The sequence below is a fragment of the Curtobacterium poinsettiae genome (genome assembly GCF_025677645.1).
Lineage (GTDB): Bacteria > Actinomycetota > Actinomycetes > Actinomycetales > Microbacteriaceae > Curtobacterium > Curtobacterium poinsettiae_A.
This window is the reverse complement of the sequence record NZ_CP106879.1, coordinates 3400473-3419663: the sequence shown is the minus strand read 5'-3', so window position 1 is coordinate 3419663 and position 19191 is coordinate 3400473. Positions and strand designations below refer to the sequence as shown.

22 protein-coding genes are annotated in these 19191 nt (G+C 65.6%); 14 read left to right on the top strand and 8 right to left on the bottom strand.

Going from position 1 to position 19191, the window contains the following annotated elements; translation table 11 throughout:
- Positions 1 to 126 precede the first annotated feature (126 nt).
- The 3 genes from OE229_RS16310 to OE229_RS16300 all read left to right on the top strand — a co-directional run bounded on the left by OE229_RS16310 (position 127) and on the right by OE229_RS16300 (position 2034).
- Positions 127 to 429, top strand: a complete 303-nt coding sequence (locus tag OE229_RS16310) for a hypothetical protein (RefSeq protein WP_262138920.1) — start codon at positions 127 to 129, stop codon at positions 427 to 429.
- A complete protein-coding gene (locus OE229_RS16305; protein ID WP_262138917.1) occupies positions 426 to 1466 on the top strand; it encodes an AAA family ATPase in 1041 nt (346 codons plus the stop codon). The genes OE229_RS16310 and OE229_RS16305 overlap by 4 nt, the downstream gene beginning before the upstream one ends.
- Before the next feature lie 154 nt (positions 1467 to 1620).
- Entirely contained in the window at positions 1621 to 2034 is a 414-nt protein-coding gene (locus tag OE229_RS16300) for a hypothetical protein (protein WP_262138916.1), read from the top strand.
- On the opposite strand, the gene OE229_RS16295 is transcribed toward OE229_RS16300, so the two are convergent.
- Positions 1997 to 2443 carry a hypothetical protein gene (locus OE229_RS16295; protein WP_262138915.1) on the bottom strand — a complete coding sequence of 149 codons (447 nt, stop codon included), beginning with the start codon at positions 2441 to 2443 and terminating at the stop codon, positions 1997 to 1999. The two genes, OE229_RS16300 and OE229_RS16295, sit on opposite strands and share 38 nt — an antisense overlap.
- 193 nt (positions 2444 to 2636) lie before the next feature.
- Between OE229_RS16295 and OE229_RS16290 the strand changes: the two genes are divergently transcribed.
- The 6 genes from OE229_RS16290 (at position 2637) to OE229_RS16265 (ending at position 10517) form a co-directional block, all read left to right on the top strand.
- Entirely contained in the window at positions 2637 to 2903 is a 267-nt protein-coding gene (locus OE229_RS16290; protein ID WP_262138913.1) for an excisionase family DNA-binding protein, read from the top strand.
- Positions 2900 to 3505 (top strand): hypothetical protein, encoded by a 606-nt coding sequence (locus OE229_RS16285; RefSeq protein WP_262138911.1) that lies wholly within the window; start codon positions 2900 to 2902, stop codon positions 3503 to 3505. The genes OE229_RS16290 and OE229_RS16285 overlap by 4 nt, the downstream gene beginning before the upstream one ends.
- A 516-nt stretch (positions 3506 to 4021) precedes the next feature.
- Complete coding sequence (locus tag OE229_RS16280; RefSeq protein ID WP_262138909.1) at positions 4022 to 4258, top strand: hypothetical protein; 237 nt, start codon at positions 4022 to 4024, stop codon at positions 4256 to 4258.
- 573 nt (positions 4259 to 4831) lie between these two features.
- Complete coding sequence (locus OE229_RS16275) at positions 4832 to 8611, top strand: phage tail tape measure protein (RefSeq protein WP_262138908.1); 3780 nt, start codon at positions 4832 to 4834, stop codon at positions 8609 to 8611.
- Positions 8612 to 9169: 558 nt separating this feature from the next.
- A complete protein-coding gene (locus OE229_RS16270) occupies positions 9170 to 9991 on the top strand; it encodes an SGNH/GDSL hydrolase family protein (RefSeq protein WP_262138906.1) in 822 nt (273 codons plus the stop codon).
- 115 nt (positions 9992 to 10106) lie between these two features.
- Positions 10107 to 10517 (top strand): LbetaH domain-containing protein, encoded by a 411-nt coding sequence (locus tag OE229_RS16265; RefSeq protein WP_262138904.1) that lies wholly within the window; start codon positions 10107 to 10109, stop codon positions 10515 to 10517.
- A 61-nt stretch (positions 10518 to 10578) separates the two neighbouring features.
- Here OE229_RS16265 and OE229_RS16260 read toward each other — a convergent pair whose 3' ends face one another.
- Positions 10579 to 10800, bottom strand: coding sequence for a hypothetical protein (locus OE229_RS16260; RefSeq protein WP_262138902.1), 222 nt, complete (start codon positions 10798 to 10800; stop codon positions 10579 to 10581).
- A gap of 15 nt (positions 10801 to 10815) precedes the next feature.
- Positions 10816 to 11223, bottom strand: coding sequence for a hypothetical protein (locus tag OE229_RS16255; RefSeq protein ID WP_262138900.1), 408 nt, complete (start codon positions 11221 to 11223; stop codon positions 10816 to 10818).
- 119 nt (positions 11224 to 11342) lie between these two features.
- Between OE229_RS16255 and OE229_RS16250 the strand changes: the two genes are divergently transcribed.
- A complete protein-coding gene (locus OE229_RS16250; RefSeq protein WP_262138898.1) occupies positions 11343 to 11525 on the top strand; it encodes a hypothetical protein in 183 nt (60 codons plus the stop codon).
- 6 nt (positions 11526 to 11531) lie between these two features.
- Here OE229_RS16250 and OE229_RS16245 read toward each other — a convergent pair whose 3' ends face one another.
- A complete protein-coding gene (locus tag OE229_RS16245) occupies positions 11532 to 11828 on the bottom strand; it encodes a hypothetical protein (protein ID WP_111235160.1) in 297 nt (98 codons plus the stop codon).
- 50 nt (positions 11829 to 11878) lie between these two features.
- Positions 11879 to 12373, bottom strand: a complete 495-nt coding sequence (locus tag OE229_RS16240) for a hypothetical protein (RefSeq protein ID WP_262138896.1) — start codon at positions 12371 to 12373, stop codon at positions 11879 to 11881.
- 170 nt (positions 12374 to 12543) lie between these two features.
- Between OE229_RS16240 and OE229_RS16235 the strand changes: the two genes are divergently transcribed.
- Positions 12544 to 13077, top strand: coding sequence for a hypothetical protein (locus tag OE229_RS16235; protein WP_262138894.1), 534 nt, complete (start codon positions 12544 to 12546; stop codon positions 13075 to 13077).
- Between the two features lie 279 nt (positions 13078 to 13356).
- Here the strand turns inward: OE229_RS16235 and OE229_RS16230 are convergent, their stop codons facing one another.
- Both OE229_RS16230 and OE229_RS16225 read right to left on the bottom strand, forming a co-directional pair.
- Positions 13357 to 13605: a helix-turn-helix domain-containing protein gene (locus OE229_RS16230; protein WP_262138892.1), complete on the bottom strand. Its 249-nt coding sequence runs from the start codon at positions 13603 to 13605 to the stop codon at positions 13357 to 13359.
- 303 nt (positions 13606 to 13908) lie between these two features.
- Positions 13909 to 15099 carry an MFS transporter gene (locus tag OE229_RS16225; protein WP_262138890.1) on the bottom strand — a complete coding sequence of 397 codons (1191 nt, stop codon included), beginning with the start codon at positions 15097 to 15099 and terminating at the stop codon, positions 13909 to 13911.
- Between the two features lie 127 nt (positions 15100 to 15226).
- Here OE229_RS16225 and OE229_RS16220 point away from each other — a divergent pair, with 127 nt between their 5' ends.
- Entirely contained in the window at positions 15227 to 15676 is a 450-nt protein-coding gene (locus tag OE229_RS16220) for a MarR family winged helix-turn-helix transcriptional regulator (protein ID WP_262138889.1), read from the top strand.
- A 78-nt stretch (positions 15677 to 15754) separates the two neighbouring features.
- Here OE229_RS16220 and OE229_RS16215 read toward each other — a convergent pair whose 3' ends face one another.
- Positions 15755 to 16759: a LacI family DNA-binding transcriptional regulator gene (locus OE229_RS16215; protein WP_262138888.1), complete on the bottom strand. Its 1005-nt coding sequence runs from the start codon at positions 16757 to 16759 to the stop codon at positions 15755 to 15757.
- A gap of 116 nt (positions 16760 to 16875) precedes the next feature.
- Between OE229_RS16215 and OE229_RS16210 the strand changes: the two genes are divergently transcribed.
- Together OE229_RS16210 and OE229_RS16205 are read left to right on the top strand one after the other, a co-directional pair.
- Complete coding sequence (locus tag OE229_RS16210; RefSeq protein ID WP_262138886.1) at positions 16876 to 18093, top strand: Gfo/Idh/MocA family protein; 1218 nt, start codon at positions 16876 to 16878, stop codon at positions 18091 to 18093.
- Entirely contained in the window at positions 18090 to 19094 is a 1005-nt protein-coding gene (locus OE229_RS16205) for a sugar phosphate isomerase/epimerase family protein (RefSeq protein ID WP_262138884.1), read from the top strand. The genes OE229_RS16210 and OE229_RS16205 overlap by 4 nt, the downstream gene beginning before the upstream one ends.
- Positions 19095 to 19191: the final 97 nt, after the last annotated feature.

The window sequence follows — 19191 nt, the reverse complement described above, 5'->3', positions numbered from 1 at the left end:
TCCGGAGCCGCCTGAGTGGCCGTAGGCCAGTCCGGCACCAGGAAGCCCCCAGATCCTCACCACGAGGACGAGGGGGCTTTCTCGTACCCGGACACCATCGCCCTCTCGCCAGCCGCAGAGCGATTCATGCATCAGCTCGCGATCGACCTCACCGCTGGCGTCGTCGAGCTCAGACAGCTGCCGCCCTCACTTCGGCAGTTCTACGTCTTCGCGTTCGAGCAGGGCAGTGCGTCACGGCAACCCGAAGTCGACCACGCGAACGACGACGCAGACCGGCTCTACGCCGAAGTGTGCCGACGCCAGCCATCGCGTGACCACGAGACAACCAACGCCTTCCTCGAGGCGCAGAAGCATCGCGGCGCTGAAGCCGCAGCCAAACGAGCGGCCGAGATCCGCGCCCAGATCTACTCCGGACAGGAGACCCAATGACCCGACCTCCCACCACTTTCGATGCCCGTTGGCTGATGGCGCAGGATTTCCCACCCACTCAGTACGTCGTCCCCGGCATCATCCCCGAGGGCATGACCCTGCTCGTCGCAGCGCCGAAGATCGGCAAGAGCTGGCTAGTGCTCGGACTGGCGCTCTCGCTCCACGTTGGCGAGAAAGCGCTTGGCGGTGTACCTACGGGTGCACCACGACCGGTTCTGTACCTTGCACTCGAAGACGGCCCCCGCCGCCTGCAGCAGCGCATTCGCACGCTCAACCCTGAGGTGGTCACCCCGCGGCTCGAGTTCGTCACAGCACTCGATGGCGGTCAGGTGATCCCAGCAATCAGGGAGTTCATCTCCCGGAACATCGACCAGAACCCCGTCGTCATCCTCGACACCCTCGGAAAGGTGTTGCCGAGTACCGCAGCAACGAAGTCGCAGTACGCCGCCGACTACGAGTTCCTGGGCGCGCTCAAGGCAACTACAGACGCCGAACCGGGCTCGTCGCTGATCATCGTCCACCACACCCGCAAGAGCGGCGGGGAGGACTTCCTGGACGCTGTGAGTGGCACCCAGGGCATCGCAGGAGCTGCCGACACGGTGCTTGTGCTGCGACGGGAGCGACAGGAGCAGAGCGCGACGCTACATGTCACCTCTCGCGATGCGAAAGAGGGCGAGTACGCACTGCTGCTATCCGACTCGGGAGCTTGGGCACTCAACGGTGGAGGGCTGGAGGCTGCTCGTGCTGCTGCTGACGCCATCAAGGTGTCCACGGGAGTGGGGGATCGGATGGCCGACATCATCGGCGTCATTTACCAGGCGGAAGCTCCAGTGTCTCGTCAGGAGATTCAGCACCTGCTGCCGACGATCCCGGTTGCTCAGCTGGACGTGTACCTCAAGCGTGCCGTGGACGCGAAGCGCATCTTGAAGCCATCACGGGGCCTCTATGGCCCTGTTAGTTCCGTTAGATCTGTTAGTTCCGAAGAGGGTTCTAACACTTCTAACGCTTCTAACACCCCCTACGAGGACGCGGCATGAACCCGCTGACAGTCGTCTGCCCCGACTGCTCAGCCGCAGCAGTCATCGACATCTCAGGCCCCGGCATCTCGCATGCCGTCCTTGAGCACGACGACACATGCCCGCGTCTCAACCACCCAGCCTTCGGGCTGCATCACGACCGTTAGGACCACTCATGCCCGAAGCAAGCAGTAACTGGCTCAAGGCCTACCTCGACGAACTCGAGGCAGCCGGCAACAAGATGCTCACCCAGCTCTACGAAGACCGCGAAGGAACCCCCAGCACCGTCGTTGGAGCAGGATCCATCAGCCTCGCCGGCTACGCCCTCGCCACTCAACTCGCGACCGTCACCGACGATCCCAACGAGATGGTCCAGACCGTCGTCGACCACCACGCCCTCGCCACAGCCAAGCTCGGTCCCGATGCCTGGCCAGACGTCCTCTACGGGGCGCTGCTGCACCTCGCGATGCTCTACCTCGAGCCGTGCTACAAGGTGAGCGACGGCACTGACTACAACATGCGGGCTGCAGCTCAGCAGTGGTGGCTGACCTTCACGGAAGCTTCCGAAGGTGGCGACCGTCTTGCGTGAGACGCAGATACCGTCGGCCCAGCCAGTTGAGCTTCAGCCGCTCCCGGATCGCGATCTCGGCTGCCAACGTCTCTTCGTCAAGAGCCGCTTGCGCCTCGACGGCCGCTGCTGCCTTGTTCTCCTGTTCGATGCTCATTCCGATGAGAACGAATTGCGTCCCCGCTGCAAGAGCAACTATCGCCGACGCGCCCCAGGCAATCCACTGGCTATCCAGGCCGAGTCCGCCGTTATTCACGCCGACTACGAGATAAATGAGAGCTACAAAGCCGATTACGATGGCAATTGCCATCAAAGTGAGGTATCTCGGGTATCTGCGCCACTGAGAGTTAATGCTGCGACTTTCCAGCAGAACGGCCAGCATGAGGACCGGAACGATCTGGGCCAATGTCGAGCAGGTGTTGGGAGTCATCCAGGTCCCCTATCGGTCCCAGCTGGCAGAACGTTAGCGCTTCGGGATGTCGAGCATGAGTAGGTCGCAAGAGAGCTTGGTCGTTGGGGTGACAGGCCCGGCAGTGCTCATCAGCGGGAGGGTCGCCGCAGTCCTGTTGAGGTACGCGGCGCTAGATCGCTACCACTTTGAGCACCGCGGTGAGGACGCCGACGTGGACAACGCCCTGGTCGCGCTCAAGGTGATCGCCCTGCATTGGAGAAATACCGCAACCGGAACAGCAGATGCGCCCAAAGCGGAACTCAATGCACAATCAGAATGGCTCAGCACAAAGCAAGCAGCTGACGCCCTCGCGATGACAGACCGTGCAATCCGCAAGGCAATCCGTGAGAACAGACTCAAAGCGAACAGAGTAGGTCGCGCCTACCGAATCAACCGCGAACAACTCGCACACTTCAAAGCACGGAAGGAACCAGCATGACCACGCCCCGTACCAAGCAGCACGAGCTGGCAGAGACCACCCGGCAGCAGTACCAGCGTCGCGTCGAAGAGATCCGCAACGACCGACGCTTCACGCCCGAAGCCAAGCAGCAGGCCATCGCCAAGCTATACCGCGACACCAACCACCAGCTTGGCCAGCTGCGAGACGAGCGAGACGCCACGCTCAACGGCCGGCGTATTGCACTCGAAGCAGAGATGTTCGGCCTCCCGAAGTACGCATCCACATCCGACACACTCTCTTACCGCGACGCACTCGACCGAGCCAGTCGAGCCGAGGACGGTACGGCGCTGGCTGCCCTCTACGACACGGCAGCCATCAGCAACGACACCATCCTCGCCAAAGCCATCCTCGCCAAGGCATACGGAGACGGTGAAGTCGACGTCATCAACCGCTACCTCGAAGACCACTCGACGCTCGAGACCAAAGCGCAGGAGCTGTGGGACATCCGCTACGGCGACGAGGCTGCAGGGCAGACACTGCAGAACACGTTCAATGACTTCGCGTTCCAGGCCGACAAGCCCACCGAGATCCGTGCCCTCTCCGACTCGATGATTGAACAGGTCGCAGAGGCGGCTGACTGATGCCAGCAAGCGGACGCCCATGGAACCGGTTGGTCGCCACGGTAAAGGCAGAGAGTCAGGCAGCGGGTGAGCCGTGCTGGCTCTGCTCCGAACCGATTGACTACACGCTCATTGGTCGGCAGCCGCGAGCCTTCAGCGTCGACCACGTAACCGCCACCAGCGACGGCGGTGATCCACTGCGCCGTGCCAACCTCAAGCCGGCGCACTATCAACGGGTGCAACAGCGCACGTGGCAACACCTCGCGAGGGCAGTACCCGACCTCAAGGGATTGGTGAAGCGGGGTGGGGGATGTACCATCCCTTGTAGCAACCAGTACCTCCGGGGCGGCGACCCATCTCTCCGTGAGGCCAGAACGCTTGGCCCTGCGCCCGCTGCTGTCCAGGATTGGAGCGGAAGTGTCTGATTCAAACGGCACCGAAACGGACGCGCGAACGCCCCGCGGCTTGAACGCTGCGGGGCGTCGTCTTTGGCACGCAGGTACGGCGGAATTCGAGTGGGCGCAGCATGAGCTCGCGATGCTCGAGGAAGCGTGCAGGACTCGGGACCGCATTGTCGAACTCGATGCGGCGGTCAAGGCAGAGGGGCTCATGATCCCGTCACCGCAGGGTTCGCGTGTGCATCCAGGGGTGGGGGAGGCGCGCCAACAGCGGCTGACCCTGGCTCGACTCTTGGCAACACTCGGTATCCCACCGCTCGAGGACGACAACTTGCCAGCGGCGCGCAAGGTGCGCGGTGTCTACGGGATGCGCTGATGCCTCGGCGTAGGTCGACACGGGCTAGCGGGCCTCCCTGGCTGTTGGAGTTCGTCGAGGCGGACTGGCCGGGGCGCTGCTCGTTGGAGCGCTTTAGGGCGTGGCGCGCAGCGCAACGTGCCGGGGCGACTGACATCCCCGGCGCAGCGTCCGCGTCCCGTGCTGCACGTAGGGCGCTCGTCCATCCCACAGATTGCCCGGTGCATCCGCTGCCTGCTGTGCGTCCCTCTGGGTGGAACCGAGGGTCGGAAAAGACGCTTTTCACACTGGTTGGCCCTGGTGATGCAACTTCAACGGAAGAGGTCAGAAACGATTCGCCCCGGGACCGCGAATTGCGACGTGTGTTTGAAGAATGGTTGCAGCGACTCAGCTGATCGAGTGGATGCAATGAGACAATTGATGTAGGAACTTAGCCCGCCGGTTTACCCGGGCATGAACAAGAGAGATCTTGGCATGCCCGGGTATGGGTGAGTGTTTTGGTATGCCGATTTCTCCTAATCATAGGAGAGAACTTTGGCAGACCGAGTAGTTCAAGTAACAATTCGTGCCGCAATCGACAATTACGTCAGGGGCATGGAGAAGGTCCGTAAGGCGACAGCTGACACGGCGAAAGAATCCGACAAGCTCGAGAAGGTCGGGCAGGCAGCTGAGCGCGTGGGTGGCTCCCTGCTCACGATGGGTGCCGCGGCGACGGGCTCTGTCCTGATCGTCACCAAGATGGCTGCGGATTTCGACGCGCAGATGTCGAAGGTGCAGGCCGCGACGAACGCTACGGCGTCGGAGATGGGCAAGTTCCGGAACCAGGCTCTGACTGCTGGTGCGGCGTTCGGGTACACGGCAACGCAGGTGAGTGAGGCGCAGGTGGAGCTGGGTAAGGCGGGCCTTGCGACGAAGGACATTCTTAGCGGCGGTCTGACGGGTGTTCTGGCGTTGGCTGCGTCGGACAACGTGGATCTTGGTCGGGCGACGCAGATCGCTGCGGTTGCGATGAAGCAGTTCAACCTCGAGGGCTCCGACGTTCCGCACATCGCTGACCTGCTTGCGGCTGGTGCCGGTAAGGCGCTGGGTGGTGTTGAGCAGCTGGGTGATGCGCTGAACCAGTCTGGTCTGGTCGCGTCGAACTTTGGCTTCTCGATCGAGGAAACGACGGGTGTGCTGTCGTCGTTCGCGGATGCTGGTCTGCTGGGTTCTGACGCGGGTACGTCACTGAAGAGCATGCTGCAGATGCTGGCGAACCCGTCGAAGGAGTCGGCGCAGCTGATGAAGTCTCTCGGCATCAATGTCGAGGACGCGAACGGACAGTTCCTTGGTGCCGCTGACATCGCTCAGGTGCTGCACGACCGACTGTCCACGCTGTCGGATGCTCAGCGTCAGCAGGCTCTGTCACAGATCTTCGGTGCGGACGCGGTGCGTGCTGCGACGGTTCTGTACAAGGAGGGTGCTGACGGCATCCAGGAGTACATCGACCAGAACAACGACGCCGGCTACGCCATCGACCAGGCTGCGAAGAAGTCCAACAACCTCAACGGTGACCTCAACAAGCTCAAGTCGGCGTTCCAGGCCGGCCTGATCGAGACCGGGACGTCCGCGAGTAGCGCGCTGCGTCCGATGGTGCAGGATCTGACGTCGTTCATTCAGAAGGCACGGGAGCTCCCTGAGCCGCTGAAGGCCACGGCGCTTGGGGCTACTGGCGTTGTCGGCGCGGCAACGCTTCTGGGTGGCGGACTGCTTCTTGCGGTGCCGAAGATCGTCGAGTTCCGATCCGCGATGGCGTCGCTGCGGGAGAGCGGCATCACGGGCCGAGCGGCGCTGAGCTCGGTGTCCCGCTTCCTTGGCGGTCCGTGGGTTGGCGGTGTCACCCTCGGCGTCACCGCTGTGGCACTGCTGAACACGGAGCTCGAGAAGCTGAAGGCGGACAGCGCCGAAGTCACGCACACCCTCAAGTCGGCTTCCTCGGCTGCGGAGATCTACAAGACGCTCGGAAAGGGGCAGCTCTCCGCGGGCATCGACGGCAGTGTGAAGGATCAGCTGAAGGACATGGACGCGGCTCTACAGTCGTTCGCGTCCCACAACAGCGACAACGGCTTCCAGGCCATCCTGACCCGGTTCACCAACACCGACTTCAACCAGGGCATCAACGCGCTGCGTGACATCAACACGGAGATGGGCCAGCTCGCACAGGCGGACCCGTCGAAGGCGGTGAGGGCGTTCGAGCTGCTAGCTGAGCAGACCGACGGGTCGCAGAAGTCGCTGCACCGGCTGGTCGACGCGATCGGGGGCGACTATCGGTCGGCGCTCGTCCAGCAGGCGGACGCTCTCGGCATCACCGCGAACGACACGAACCTCGTGAAGCTGGCAATGGGCCAGTACGCGGACGCAGCGAAGGGCGCGAAGCAGCCGACCGAGGACAACGCTGAAGCCCTCAACGCGCTGCAAGGTGCTGCTGGTGAGGCGGCTCCGAGCATCGATGAGGTCGCGAACGCGCTGCGGGCTCTGACCTCCCCGACGCTCGATGCCCGTGAGGCGAAGCGTCAGTTCCAGGCCGCGGTCGATGGGGTGACGGACTCCCTCAAGGAGAACGGCACCTCGCTCGACATCTCGACGGAGAAGGGGCGCAACAACCAGTCCGCGCTCGACGGGATCGCTCAGGCGGCTCAGAACGCTGCCGGCTCTATCTTTGAGCAGACCGGTAGTCAGCAGTCGGCTACTGCAGCCATGGAGCAGGGGCGCAGCGAGCTCATCCGAGCGCTGGGGCAGTACGGCATCACGGGTCAGGCGGCTCAGGACTACGCGAACAAGATCATCGGCACCCCGACTGACTGGGCGACGACGTTCCAGAACAACGCCCCGGAGGCTGCGTCGAAGACGTCTGAGTACCAGCAGCGGCTCAATGCGCTGCCGAAGGAGAAGCGCACCCAGGTCAACGCTGCGACGGCTCAGGCGCAGTCGGCAATCCAGGGCGTCCTCAATTCGCTGGGCCTGGTGCAGTCAAAGACCATCACCATCACGACGAACCGTGTCACCGTGGGAACTCCGGAGAACACCAACGGCGTCTTCAAGAACAAGAAGGCGTACGGCGGCTACATTTCCGGTCCCGGCACGGGCACGTCCGACTCGATCCCCGCGATGCTGTCGAACGGCGAGTACGTCATCCGGGAGCGGTCGGTCAGCAAGTACGGGACCGGGTTCCTAGATGCCGTCAACGCGGGCCGGTACGCCAACGGCGGGCTGGTTCACCTCGCAGGGGGTGGTTCAGCTGAAGCGGCTCAGAAGGCTGCTGAGGCTCGTGCGAAGATGGCGAAGGAGCGTGCTGAGGCTCGGCAGAAAGCGGAGGCTGCGCGGCTCGCTCGGCAGAGCGACATCTACGGCTTCCGCACCGGAGTGCGTACGGGCAGCCTGACGGGCCAGTCTGCTGTGTCGCAGGCGTTCCAGATCGCTACGGACAGCAAGTTCCCGGAGCGGTTCCGGCTGTCCGTGGCGCGCGTTGCTGGTGCGTCAGAGAAGCGGCTGCTGAGCCTCGAGAAGCAGTCCGACAAGGCCGCGTCGGCGGTCAGTAAGGCGTCGGACAAGCTCGACGGGCTGAAGTCGTCGGCGTCGTCGATGTCGTCTTCCATCCAGGGCAAGCTGTCGGACTTCGCGTACGGCGACTACCGATCGTCGTCGTCGCTGCAGCGGGCACTGACTGGGCGTGCAACCAAGCTCAAGGAGTTCCAGTCGCTGCTGTCGAAGCTGCAGAAGAACGGTCTCGCTCCCGCACTGCTGAGCGAGATCGCGTCGCTCGGCATCGACGAGGGGATCCCACTCGCGAAGTCGCTCGCCTCATCGTCGAATTCGCAGATCGCCGCGATCAACACGCAGTACAAGTCGATCCAGTCGACGTCCTCGGCAATCGGTAGCCAGGTCGCCGACGCCAACTACGGGAAGCTCATCGACGCCGCCGAGAAGCAGCTGACGGCGGCCAACCGGAACACAGCGAAGATCACCAGCGCGATCAACGCCGAGTCTCGAAAGCTGCAGCGCGTCATTGGTCGCGCTCTGGGCGTCCCCGGGTACGCGGTCGGCGGCTACACCGGCGATGGCCACCCCGGAGCCGTTGCCGGTGTCGTGCATGGTCGCGAGTTCGTGATGAACGCGTATGCGACGGCTGCGAACCGGCCGCTGCTCGAGGCGATGAACAACGGAGGCAACGTCCGGTACATGGATCCGACACGAGTCGTGCAGGCAGCACCGGCACCGAGCACTTCGGTGGAGCAGCACAACCACTTCAAGCCGATGCCGAACCTCGACCCCAACACGCTCACAACGGTGCTGGGCCGCCAGCTCACTCGTGAACTCGCAGGGATGGTCAGCTGACCCTTTCCCGCATAGCCGCAAAAGAAAGCACCGCCCCCTTTTGGTAGGGGGCGGTGCTTTCGTCAGGCCACTCATTGCTTGACCTGCTCATTGTAACTCGACACAGAAGGAATAACCATGGGCTCACCGCTTCTCCCCTCCGTCGATTCGGATACCAAGCAGTTCCCCGACACTGTTCGCACGCGCATGGCGTCGAACTTTGCAGACCCTGCTACACCTGAGGGTATGGCGCTTGACGGTCGCTTTGTGAAAGCCGCAACCCGGGTAACGCGACAAACGGCCAAGCGCCCTCTGACATCTGGCCTCGGCGGTCGCGACGTTGCACCATTCGATTGGGTTTGCTGGGGCACCTCTATGACCGAGGGTGGCCCGGCGAACGGTGCACCCGAGCTTGCTCTCGGGCGTCAGGTGCGTTGGCTGGACAGGTTGCAGCTCACCCTCCGTAGTCGGTTCCCGCTGCTGTCTCCGGTCACTGGGAGCGTCGGGTACATCCCCGCGTTCTACCAGACGTTCTTTGTTGCGGGGACTACTGCGAACGGGCGGGTAACCCCGGCTGGCGTGACCTACTCAGGCAACCTCATCGCAGTGGGCTCGGGGCTTGCGTCTCGATCGCTTGCCCTCACCACCACGTCGGATTGGATCCAGTTCACGTTCACCGGCGACTCCGTTGACGTCTTCGGCGGCACCCTCGCCACCGCCAGCACCACCGCAACAGTCTCAGTGGACGGCGGCGCAGCGCAGGCATGGAACCTGCCGACGTCGGCTCGGAAGGCGACCAAGTTCTCCGTGACCGGCCTCACTGCTGGCTCCCACACGATTCGCATCACGGGCGGCTCCGTAGGCAACGTCGCGATCGACGGGATCATGCCGTACAACGGCGACCGGACCAAGGGAATCCGCATCTGGGACGGCGGTAAAGGTTCGGCGAAGATCGGCGACTACGGCACCGACTCGACGTCACTGATCTTCCAGTCGATGGGACTCATCCAGCCGCGGATGCTGACCATCGAGTTCGGGTTCAACGAATACTTCGGCAACGTCGACCCGGCGCTTTTCCAGACGCAGCTCACGAATTCCGTGTCGTGGATGATCGCTCCAGTTACGGTGAAGCCGACAGTGCAATTCATTGTCTTCCCTGAGCCATCCATCACGGGGGCGGCCCGGGCCTATCCCTACCAGGCTTACGTCGACGCCGTGTACGCGGCTGCTGCGGCGACGCCGAACTCGTTCGTGACAGACCTCCGGAGCGCACTCGAGCCAGGTCTTGCCGCGGGCAGCGCTGGGCTTGGCATGTATTTCGACGGCGTGCACTTCAACGCGTACGGGCAGGCTGCCGTCGCCGATCTCATCCTTGAGGACGCGCTGGCGCGGATGGCGTGATGCCCGGCAACGGCCCCTCGGGTTCCGTTGAGAGCTCGATGGAGTTGTTCGTCGTTCAGCGCCCCCGAACGCGCCCTCATGGTGAAGTAGTCTCGCTTTCATGGGGATGACTTCGATGATCGTCGATTACCGGCGTGTGCCCGTGCTCGGCAGCCTGCTCCGCAAGGTCGGCTACGCGATGGGATTCGATTGCCCTGCGTCGATCGAGGTAGGCAAGCGTCTGACGATCGAGCACCGCGGTGTCGGCACGGTCCTCCACCCAAGGGTGAAAATCGGCGACGACGTACGGATCTACCACCACGTCACGATCGGTCGGGCACGACTGGACGGCGAGTACCCGGGGGACACGTACATCGGCAACGGGGCGATCCTCTGCACCGGGGCCGTGATCCTTACTGGGACCAGTGACCGCCACATTGGCGCGGGCGCGGTGATCGGAGCAAACTCCGTCGTCACCAAGGATGTGCCTGCCGGCGAAGTGTGGGCGGGCAACCCCGCTCGGAAGGTCAGTGACCGCAACTGGTAGCAGCCGAACGCCCCGCCCCTCGAAATGAGGGGCGGGGCGTCCAGAAGAGCAGCAACCCGTGCTACTGCGAATCCGACGCTTCGCGGATCGCCGCGATGGCGTCGCCGTCGTCCTCGAACTCGCCTAGGTACCGTTGTTCGATACTGCCGTCCTCATGCCAGGCGTGCCAGTGCTCAAAGTCGTCGAGTGTCATACGGCCGAGCACAACGTCGTCGGCCATGCGAGTGATGGTGAACGTGCCATCAGCCTCGCTCGTCATCATCAGCTTGCCCTGGTCGCTCATATCTGGCTCTCGCTCTCAGTCCCGTTCGCTCTCGAGAGCGGTGTCCTCAAGGCTGATGTTGAACCCGTTGTCCGGGTGGTACGTCCACGATGCCTCGACGCCCTTCCACGAGGCGTCCTGCATGCCATCAAGCGCCCGGGTGCTCAGCATTCGGTTCAGTGTCGCCTCTGTCGCCTTCGTGCGCTTCAGCACGCACTCAACGTCGGACCACGTGATCATGCCCGAACCAAAATCGTCCTCGCCGGCAGTGCTGAGGATCAAAGACGCTCCCTCGTCGGCGTACTCAACGCCGTCTTCGCCCCGGATATCGCACTTTTCGATCGCGGTCTTGAAGCGCGGCGTCGGAGGTTCGGCTTTTGCGCAGCCGGCGAACGACGCGGCAGCCAGTGCGGCGACGAGGATGGCAGGTAGGACTCGGGTCACAGCAGAAGCATAGGACGGCTCACGTTCGCCGTCGCCGCCCCTCTTCGGGAGGCGTCGCCCTCTTGGCGCGACTCGTTTGGGGTGGTGCGCCAGCCCGACCAAACCGGAAAAATAGCGGCATGGGGCTTCTCGCGATCGTTCTTTTCGTCACCGGCATCTTCGTCGCGTACTGGGTGGTGCACGCCGCCGTCCTGGCTGCCCTCAACGACCACTACAAGACGCGCGCGCACTTCGAAGCGACGGGGGAGTGGAAGCCGGGGCACTGGAACAACAAGACCGTTCCGAAGCGAGTGAGCAGCTAGACAACTTCAGCGGCGGCGAGACCGGTCCTTCAGCGTCCGGTTCTTGACTGCCGCACGCCAGCACCACACCTGCTGCAGCCGGCCCTGCCAAGTCACCTGCACAAGAGCCGCGACCGGCGTGTGAGCGATCGCGAAACCCTTCAGCCGCAGCAGCCCTGCGTGCTGGTAACGGATCCACACGTACACCGGTCGTGGTGTCGCGAGGCGTTCGCCTGGCCCCTCGATGTGCTCCGGCCCTAGCCCGTAGGGCTCGTCTAAGGTGACGTCGGGGTGCTCCGGGGGAGCCCACTTGTGCTCGGGCATGAAGTGATCATCATCGGGGCTGCCGACATCGGAGTGACCTCAGCCAGCGCTCACGGCACTTGTCGCGGAGGCAAGTGAGCTCGGACGTAGTTCACCTGTCGCTCGGTCAGCTCGTGCCACCGCCCGCCTGGTGTAAGGCCGAACTTCTCACGAAGAACGCGGCGGACTGCTCTTCCTCCGTCGCGGTAGCCCAGTTCAGCAGCAAGGGCTGCTGGGGATTCGGGGAGCGGCGCGAGTTCGAAACGATCGCCGGAAACGTCGGGTGATCGGATGCCCGTTGCTTCTTGCAGCTCTCTACTCGCCTTGATGTACTCGAGCTGCTGCTCAAGGGGCGATCTTCGGCGGTAGACGTCTTCAATCGACGTTGCCAGGGCCCTGTATGCGGCGCTAGCCAGAAGCAGCTCGTCGGACGAACCGGTTTCGATGATCTTGGCGAGGTCAAAGAGGGCCCGCCGAACCGGGGTGTTGGGCATGCCTACCCGCTCCACTAGTGACCATGTAGAAGCCACCGGTCCGAGGTGATCGTCGCCCGGGAGTTCAGTCATAGCGAGATACTACGTTCTTCGACTCTTCTTCATCGATGCAAGACAGCACGGCAGTGCAGCCGGGTAAGGTCCGAGGGGAGAGTCGCGCGGCGAGCGGCAGCGGCTCCAGCAGGCAACAGACGAGCGTGAGGTTGAAAATGGACGTTCCCCCCGAGGTTATGCAGCTAGGCGTGCAGCTCGCAGAGAGTACGGCCCGCAACACCGCGACCATGGTGATGGACAAGATCCGCGCCCTCCGAGAACGCGGTAGGGCGCAGGACACCATCGATGGGTTATCCGAAATCGTCTCGGACCTGATTGCGGATAAAAACGAACTCGCCTTGATTGCTCAGAGTTACCAGCAGGAGCTGGTGGCACAGCGGATCACCGATGCCGAGGTGGCGTACATCGCCGGTACGCTCGTTCCTCTGCTTCTTCAGCTCGGCGACAACATGGAAGGCGAAGAGGGAGTGAAGTTCAAGAAGCAAGTTGAGCAGTTCAAGCCTCTTCTGTCCGTTGAGACCGTCAACTTGCTACAAATACTTGGGTTCGACTTCCGTCGCGCGATTGGTCAACCGCTTACCAGACTTGTGGAAAGCCTCATCAACGCGCAATCGCCGGAAGTGACCTCTGACGTTGAGGCAGAGCAATTGAAGACCCAACAAGCAATCATCGGTCTCGCAATGGACCCCGATGCTTTCGCGCGGTTCCAAGGGTTGAGCTGATACCTTTACGGGTTCTGCTTTCTGCCTCCAGTACGTGTCGTCGACGGGTCCAACCAGCCAGTGACCACTGGCTGTCAGCGGCCCCGTGGCGACTTTAGCGAGAGTGACCGCAGCCACCGCAACCCTTCCTTCTGCGTGATGATCGGCTTCCTACCTGCCTTGGTGGGGTAGGACGGGATCAGATCGCCGTTGTCGATCGCTTTGCGGACCGTGTCACCGACAGGTCGACGGCGCTCGCGAAGTTTCGGATCCAGTAGGCGTGGCCGCCGCTTCCTAGACTCACCGGCGTCCTCGCTGGATGTTCTGCCAAGCTCGATCCGTCAGGCCATGAGGGTTGGAGATCTCCGGCTTCGCATCACGGGAGTTGCGTCGGACCCACTCCTGGATGGCTTCGCGTGAGAACAGGTAGGTTCGGCCGGCCTTCACGTGCCCGATCTCCCTCGCACGAGCAAGTCGCTTGAGCTTCTCGGGTGTCAGCTTGAGGTACTTCGCGGCCTGGTCTGCAGTGTTCATATCTTCGAGAGCCATGCGTGCACTTTCCGCGCCGTAGCCGGGAGCTTCTAACGCGCGGGTCGTTAACTTCCCAAGCGGGCACCGAGGTTGATCAAAACTTCCGGCGTGTAGGGCCACACAGATCGCACACACTTTCCAGAGGGGCACCTGTCTCAGCGAGGACGCCTGTGACGCTCGACCCCAGTATCCGCAACGCATGAGCCCGAGTGAGACGCATACAGATATCGTCGGGCATGGTTCAAATCCCTCCGTCTCCGCACGACGATGAACCCCGGTCCGATCGGACCGGGGTTTCGTCATTCTCTGACCGGAAGCGCATCAGACCGTCGCGATGCTCCCCGTTGTCGTGGTCCGGACGCCGGAGCGCCCCCGGCGCACCGCGGCCATCGCCACGAGCGTCAGCACCACGGCTGCCAGGGTGATCCCCGACCCCGCCCAGATCGGCGACGTGTACCCGAGCCCGGCGGCGATGGTCAGGCCGCCGATCCAGGCCCCGAGCGCGTTGCCGAGGTTGAACGCGGCGATGTTCGCCCCGCTCGCCAGGGTCGGTGCGTGGTCGGCGTACTGCATCACCCGCGTCTGCAGGGCCGGCACGGTCGCGAACCCGAACGCCCCCATCAGCACGAGGGCGATCACGGTGAGCACCGGCGAGGTCGCGACGAGGGCGAACACCGCGAGCACCACGGTCAGCACGACGAGCACCGCGAGCAGCGTGCGGTCGATCGAGCGGGCCGCGAGCTTGCCGCCGGCGAAGTTGCCGACGAACAGCCCGATGCCGAACACGATGAGCAGCCACGGCACCGCCGACGAGGGGAACCCGGACACCGAGGTCAGCGTGTACGCGATGTAGGTGAAGGCGCCGAACATCCCGCCGTAGCCGAGCACGGTCATGCCGAGCGACAGCCAGACCTGCCCGGACCGGAAGGCGCTGAGCTCGCGGGCGAGCGACGGGACCTCGGTGGAGCGGACCGCGGGGACGAGGACGAGCACGCCGACCAGGGCGACGACGCCGATGGCCGCGATCGCCCAGAACGTCGCACGCCAGCCGGCGGCCTGGCCGAGGAAGGTGCCGAACGGCACGCCGAGCACGTTCGACGCGGTGAGCCCGGTGAACATCAGGGCGACGGCCGAGGCGCGCTTGGACCGCTCGACCATGTTCGCGGCGACGACCGAGCCGATGCCGAAGAACGCTCCGTGGCACAGGGCGGCGATGACGCGGCCGGTCATCATCGCGCCGTAGGTCGGGGCGATCGCGGACAGGGTGTTGCCGACGATGAACAGCACGAGCAGCCCGAGCAGGACGGGCTTGCGGGGGAGTCGCGTGGTCGCGGCGGTGAGCCCGAGGGCCCCGACGATGACCGCCAGGGCGTATCCGGTGACGAGCCAGCCGGCGGTGGTCTCGGTGACGCCGTAGTCGGCCGCCACCTCGGGCAGCAGGCCGGTGATGACGAACTCGGTCAGGCCGATGCCGAATCCGCCGAGTGCGAGGGCGATGAGTCCCGCGGGCATGGATGTCCTTCCGTTGTGCAGCTGTGCCGCGTACGCTGGTTGTTGCAGACGCGGGATATCGATAGTTGCACACGCGGGGTATCCGCGCAAGCAACTGTCGCCGTCTGCACCGACCGAAGGAGCCCCGATGTCCGTCGACGACACCTCCACCGCCGTCCGCGCCCACGGCTGGCGCACCCTGGCGGCGCTGCACGGCATGATCGAGACGCGCCTGGAGCGGGCGCTCCGCGAAGTCGGCCTGTCCGTCGTGGAGTTCACGGTGCTCGATGCCCTGCGCCGCCAGGACGGCTTCCACATGCGCATGCAGCAGCTCGCCCGCGCGGCCGCCCTCAGCCCGAGTGCGACCACCCGACTGGTGAACCGGCTCGAGGAGCGTGCCCTGCTGACCCGCGTCCTGTGCGCTGACGACCGTCGCGGGCTCTACACGGAGCTCACGCACGCCGGGCAGGTCCTGCTCGAGCGTGCGACGCCGATCCACGCCGAGGCGCTCGAGGGCGCCCTCGCCGAGGCACGCGAGGTCCCCGAACTCGCCGACCTGGCCGAGTCCGTCGAGCGGCTCGAGGGCGCGCGCGTCTGACCCCGGGTCACTTCGCACCCGGCCTGGAGGCCCGGCGCACCTCCGCCCCGCCGGCGTCGGCCCCGGGGCGGTCGCCACTCAGGCGCGCGGCGGCCCCGTCGTCGACCGCACGACGAGCGTCGCCGGCACGAGTGTCCTGATGGGATCTGCCGGAACCCCTGCTGCCGCACCGATCCGGTCGACCAACCGCGCAGCCGCCAGGCGCCCGACCTCGTCGTTGTGCGGGTCGACCGTCGTCAAGCGCAGCAGGGGTGACGCGGCGAGCGGGGTCTCGTCGTTCCCGATCACGGAGACGTCGTGGGGCACGCGGAGTCCGGCTTCCTGCACGGCGGCGATCGCGCCCATCGCCATGACGTCGTTCGCGGCGAACACCGCGGTCAGGTCGGGGTGCTCCCGCAGTGCGAGCCGCATGCCCTCGTAGCCGGTCGTCTCCGAGGTCGGGCCGGAGCCGTAGACCAGCGGCTCGATGCCGGACGCGACCAGCTGCGCGACGGTGGCGTCGCGGCGGAGCGCAGCCGGGCCTCCCGAGCCGGTGACGTGGGCGATGCGGCGGTGACCCAGGCCGATCAGGTGATCCGCTGCCAGGCGTCCGCCGGCGGCTTCGTCGGAGGCGACCACGTCGAGTCCGCCGGGGACGTCCTCGCGCGCGCCGGCGACCACGACCGGGGTGTCGGCGGGGACGACGACGTCGGGGAACCCCTCGGCGGCGAGCACCACGCCGTCGACCCGCAGGGAGACCAGGTCGTCGAACGGTGACGAGTCGAGGTGGGCGTTGGCCCGGGTGTCGGCGAGGGTGAGGCGGAGTCCGTGCGGGGCGAGGGCCTCGCGGATGCCGTCGAGCATCGGCACGTACCAGGGGTTCCGGAAGTCGTCGACGATGACCCCGATGGTGCGGGTCCGGGTGCCCGCGAGGATCGCGGCGGCGCGGTTCGGGCGGTAGCCGAGCTCCGCGACGGCGGCGAGCACCGCCGAGCGGCGGGCGGGGGAGACCCCGGGGTCCTCCCGCAGCACCATCGACACCAGGGACTTCGAGACGCCTGCGCGTGCGGCGACGTCGATGATCGTCGGCGGGCGAGGGGTCACGCTGAGCCTTTCCGGCGCGGTGCTTGACAGGACATGGGCTGGTGCGACTACAGTCTACCAACCCGTTCTGGAACGTTCCAGACGCGGGACCCAGCGACCTTCTCGAAGGAGAGAACATGAGCGACAGCATCGGCGTCGCCGTCATCGGTGCGGGCATGGCGGGCAAGGCCCACATGGCCGCGTGGCGGAACGCACCCTCCCTCTTCACCTCGACCCTGCCGGCGGTCCGGCTCGTCTCGGTCGCCGACGTCTACGAGCCCCTCGCCGCCGAGGCCGCACGGCGCTTCGGCTACGAGCGGCACGACACCGACTGGCGGGCCATCGCTGCGGCGGACGACATCGACGTGGTGAGCGTCGTCGTCGCGAACACCCTGCACCGCGAGATCGTCGAGGGGCTGCTCGCCGCCGGCAAGCACGTGCTCTGCGAGAAGCCGCTGTCCGACTCGCTCGACGATGCCCGTGCGATGGCGTCCGCTGCTGCCGAGGCCGAGCAGCGCGGAGTCCTCGGCCGCATCGGCTTCACCTACCGCCGGGCTCCCGGGCTCGCGGCCATCAGGGAGCTCGTCGCGGACGGCACGCTCGGCCGGGTCCTGCACGTCTCCGGCCGGTACTGGACCGACTACGGCGCCTCGCCCGACGTCCCGTTCTCGTGGCGCTTCGCGGGGGAGCCGGGGTCCGGCGCGCTCGCCGACGTCGGCTCGCACCTGTCCTACGTCGCCGAGTTCCTGGCCGGCCCGGTCCGGAGCGTCAGCGGCGGGACGTTCACCACGTCGATCACCGAGCGACCGGTGGCCGCCGGGCACGCCCTGCGGGGGCAGGCGGTCCCGCTCACCGGCGAGACCGCTGCCGTCGGCAACGACGACTACGCCACGTTCAGCGCACGCTTCGGTGACGGCACGGTTGTCGGGTCGCTCGAGGCCTCCCGCGTCGCGGCCGGGCACCCGAACGGCCTCGTCATCGAGGTGTTCTGCGAGCGCGGCGCCGCCCGCTGGGACCAGGAGCGCGCCTCCGAGATCGGCCTCGCGCTACTGTCCGACGGCTCGCGCCTGGGCGGCTACCGCCAGGTCGTGCTCGGCCCGGACCACCCCTACGTCGCGGGCGGCATGGCGATGGACGCCCCCGGCGTCGGCTGGGGGCAGAACCAGATGTTCGAGTACCAGGCGCGGGCGTTCCTCGACGAGATCGCGGGGCTGTCCGGCACCGTGCCGAACGCACTGCCCGCGAACGCCACGTTCGACGACGGCGTGCACAACATGGAGGTCCTCGACGCGGTGGCACGGTCCGCCGCTGCCGGGGGCGCCACCGAGACGATCAAGGAAGCAGTGACGGCATGAAACTCGGTCTCTACAACGCGATCCTGCACGACCGGCCCCTCGCCGACGCGCTCCGGGTCGTCGCCGCCAACGGCCTCACCGGCATCGAGCTGAACACCGGCGGGTTCCTGCCCCCGGTGCACGTGCCCGACATCGACGCGATCCTGCAGGACGACGGGGCGCGTGACGCGTTCCTCGCGCAGTTCGCGGGGACCGGTGTCTCGATCGCCGGGCTCAACTGCAACGGCAACCCGCTGCACCCCGACCCCGCGATCGGCCCCGCGCACGCCGAGGACGTCCGGCGCAGCATCCGCCTCGCCGCCCGCCTCGGGCAGGACCGCGTCGTCACGATGTCCGGACTGCCCGCGGGCGAGCCGGGCGGGACCCGGCCGAACTGGATCGTGAACGCCTGGAACTCGGCCGCGCTCGACGTGCTCGAACACCAGTGGAGCGTCGCGGTGCCGTTCTGGCAGGAGATCGACGCCCTGGCCCGGGAGCACGGCGTCAAGGTCGCGCTCGAGCTCCACCCGCAGAACCTCGTGTTCAACCCGGCGTCGATCCGGGAGCTCGTCGAGCGCGGCGGGCTGACCAACGTGGGGGTCGAGCTCGACGCCTCGCACCTGTTCTGGCAGCAGATGGACCCGGTGGCGGTCATCCAGGACCTCGGGCCGCTCGTGTTCCACGCCGCAGCGAAGGACGTCCGGATCAACCCGCACGCCGCGATCAACGGGGTGCTCGACAACTCGTTCCGCCGGTTGTCACCCGACGAGCCGCGCACGAACCTCGGCGGCGACGAGTGGGCGAACGAGTGGCCGAAGCCGTCGGCATGGGACTTCGTGGCGCTCGGCAAGGGCCACGACCAGGCGTACTGGACGACGTTCCTCGGGGCCCTGCGTGCGATCGACCCGGACATGTGGGTGAACATCGAGCACGAGGACACCGAGCTCGGACGCGAAGACGGGGTCGCGGTCGCCGCGCGCGTGCTCCGCGCCGCGGACGCGGCGCTGGCGCCCCGGTCCTGACCGTCCGTCAGGTGACCCGGGTACTGCCTGGAGGCGCGTGGGCCGTTCCGCGCACGAGGTGACGGATCGGCGTGTGGTGGGTCGTGCCTCCCGGACC

Coding starts and splice junctions, on each gene's coding strand:
- OE229_RS16310 (WP_262138920.1), top strand. CDS start 127: ATGCATCAGCTCGCGATCGACCTCACCGCTGGCGTCGTCGAGCTCAGA.
- OE229_RS16305 (WP_262138917.1), top strand. CDS start 426: ATGACCCGACCTCCCACCACTTTCGATGCCCGTTGGCTGATGGCGCAG.
- OE229_RS16300 (WP_262138916.1), top strand. CDS start 1,621: ATGCCCGAAGCAAGCAGTAACTGGCTCAAGGCCTACCTCGACGAACTC.
- OE229_RS16295 (WP_262138915.1), bottom strand. CDS start 2,443: ATGACTCCCAACACCTGCTCGACATTGGCCCAGATCGTTCCGGTCCTC.
- OE229_RS16285 (WP_262138911.1), top strand. CDS start 2,900: ATGACCACGCCCCGTACCAAGCAGCACGAGCTGGCAGAGACCACCCGG.
- OE229_RS16280 (WP_262138909.1), top strand. CDS start 4,022: ATGCTCGAGGAAGCGTGCAGGACTCGGGACCGCATTGTCGAACTCGAT.
- OE229_RS16275 (WP_262138908.1), top strand. CDS start 4,832: ATGGAGAAGGTCCGTAAGGCGACAGCTGACACGGCGAAAGAATCCGAC.
- OE229_RS16265 (WP_262138904.1), top strand. CDS start 10,107: ATGATCGTCGATTACCGGCGTGTGCCCGTGCTCGGCAGCCTGCTCCGC.
- OE229_RS16260 (WP_262138902.1), bottom strand. CDS start 10,800: ATGAGCGACCAGGGCAAGCTGATGATGACGAGCGAGGCTGATGGCACG.
- OE229_RS16250 (WP_262138898.1), top strand. CDS start 11,343: ATGGGGCTTCTCGCGATCGTTCTTTTCGTCACCGGCATCTTCGTCGCG.
- OE229_RS16245 (WP_111235160.1), bottom strand. CDS start 11,828: ATGCCCGAGCACAAGTGGGCTCCCCCGGAGCACCCCGACGTCACCTTA.
- OE229_RS16240 (WP_262138896.1), bottom strand. CDS start 12,373: ATGACTGAACTCCCGGGCGACGATCACCTCGGACCGGTGGCTTCTACA.
- OE229_RS16230 (WP_262138892.1), bottom strand. CDS start 13,605: ATGGCTCTCGAAGATATGAACACTGCAGACCAGGCCGCGAAGTACCTC.
- OE229_RS16225 (WP_262138890.1), bottom strand. CDS start 15,099: ATGCCCGCGGGACTCATCGCCCTCGCACTCGGCGGATTCGGCATCGGC.
- OE229_RS16220 (WP_262138889.1), top strand. CDS start 15,227: ATGTCCGTCGACGACACCTCCACCGCCGTCCGCGCCCACGGCTGGCGC.
- OE229_RS16210 (WP_262138886.1), top strand. CDS start 16,876: ATGAGCGACAGCATCGGCGTCGCCGTCATCGGTGCGGGCATGGCGGGC.
- OE229_RS16205 (WP_262138884.1), top strand. CDS start 18,090: ATGAAACTCGGTCTCTACAACGCGATCCTGCACGACCGGCCCCTCGCC.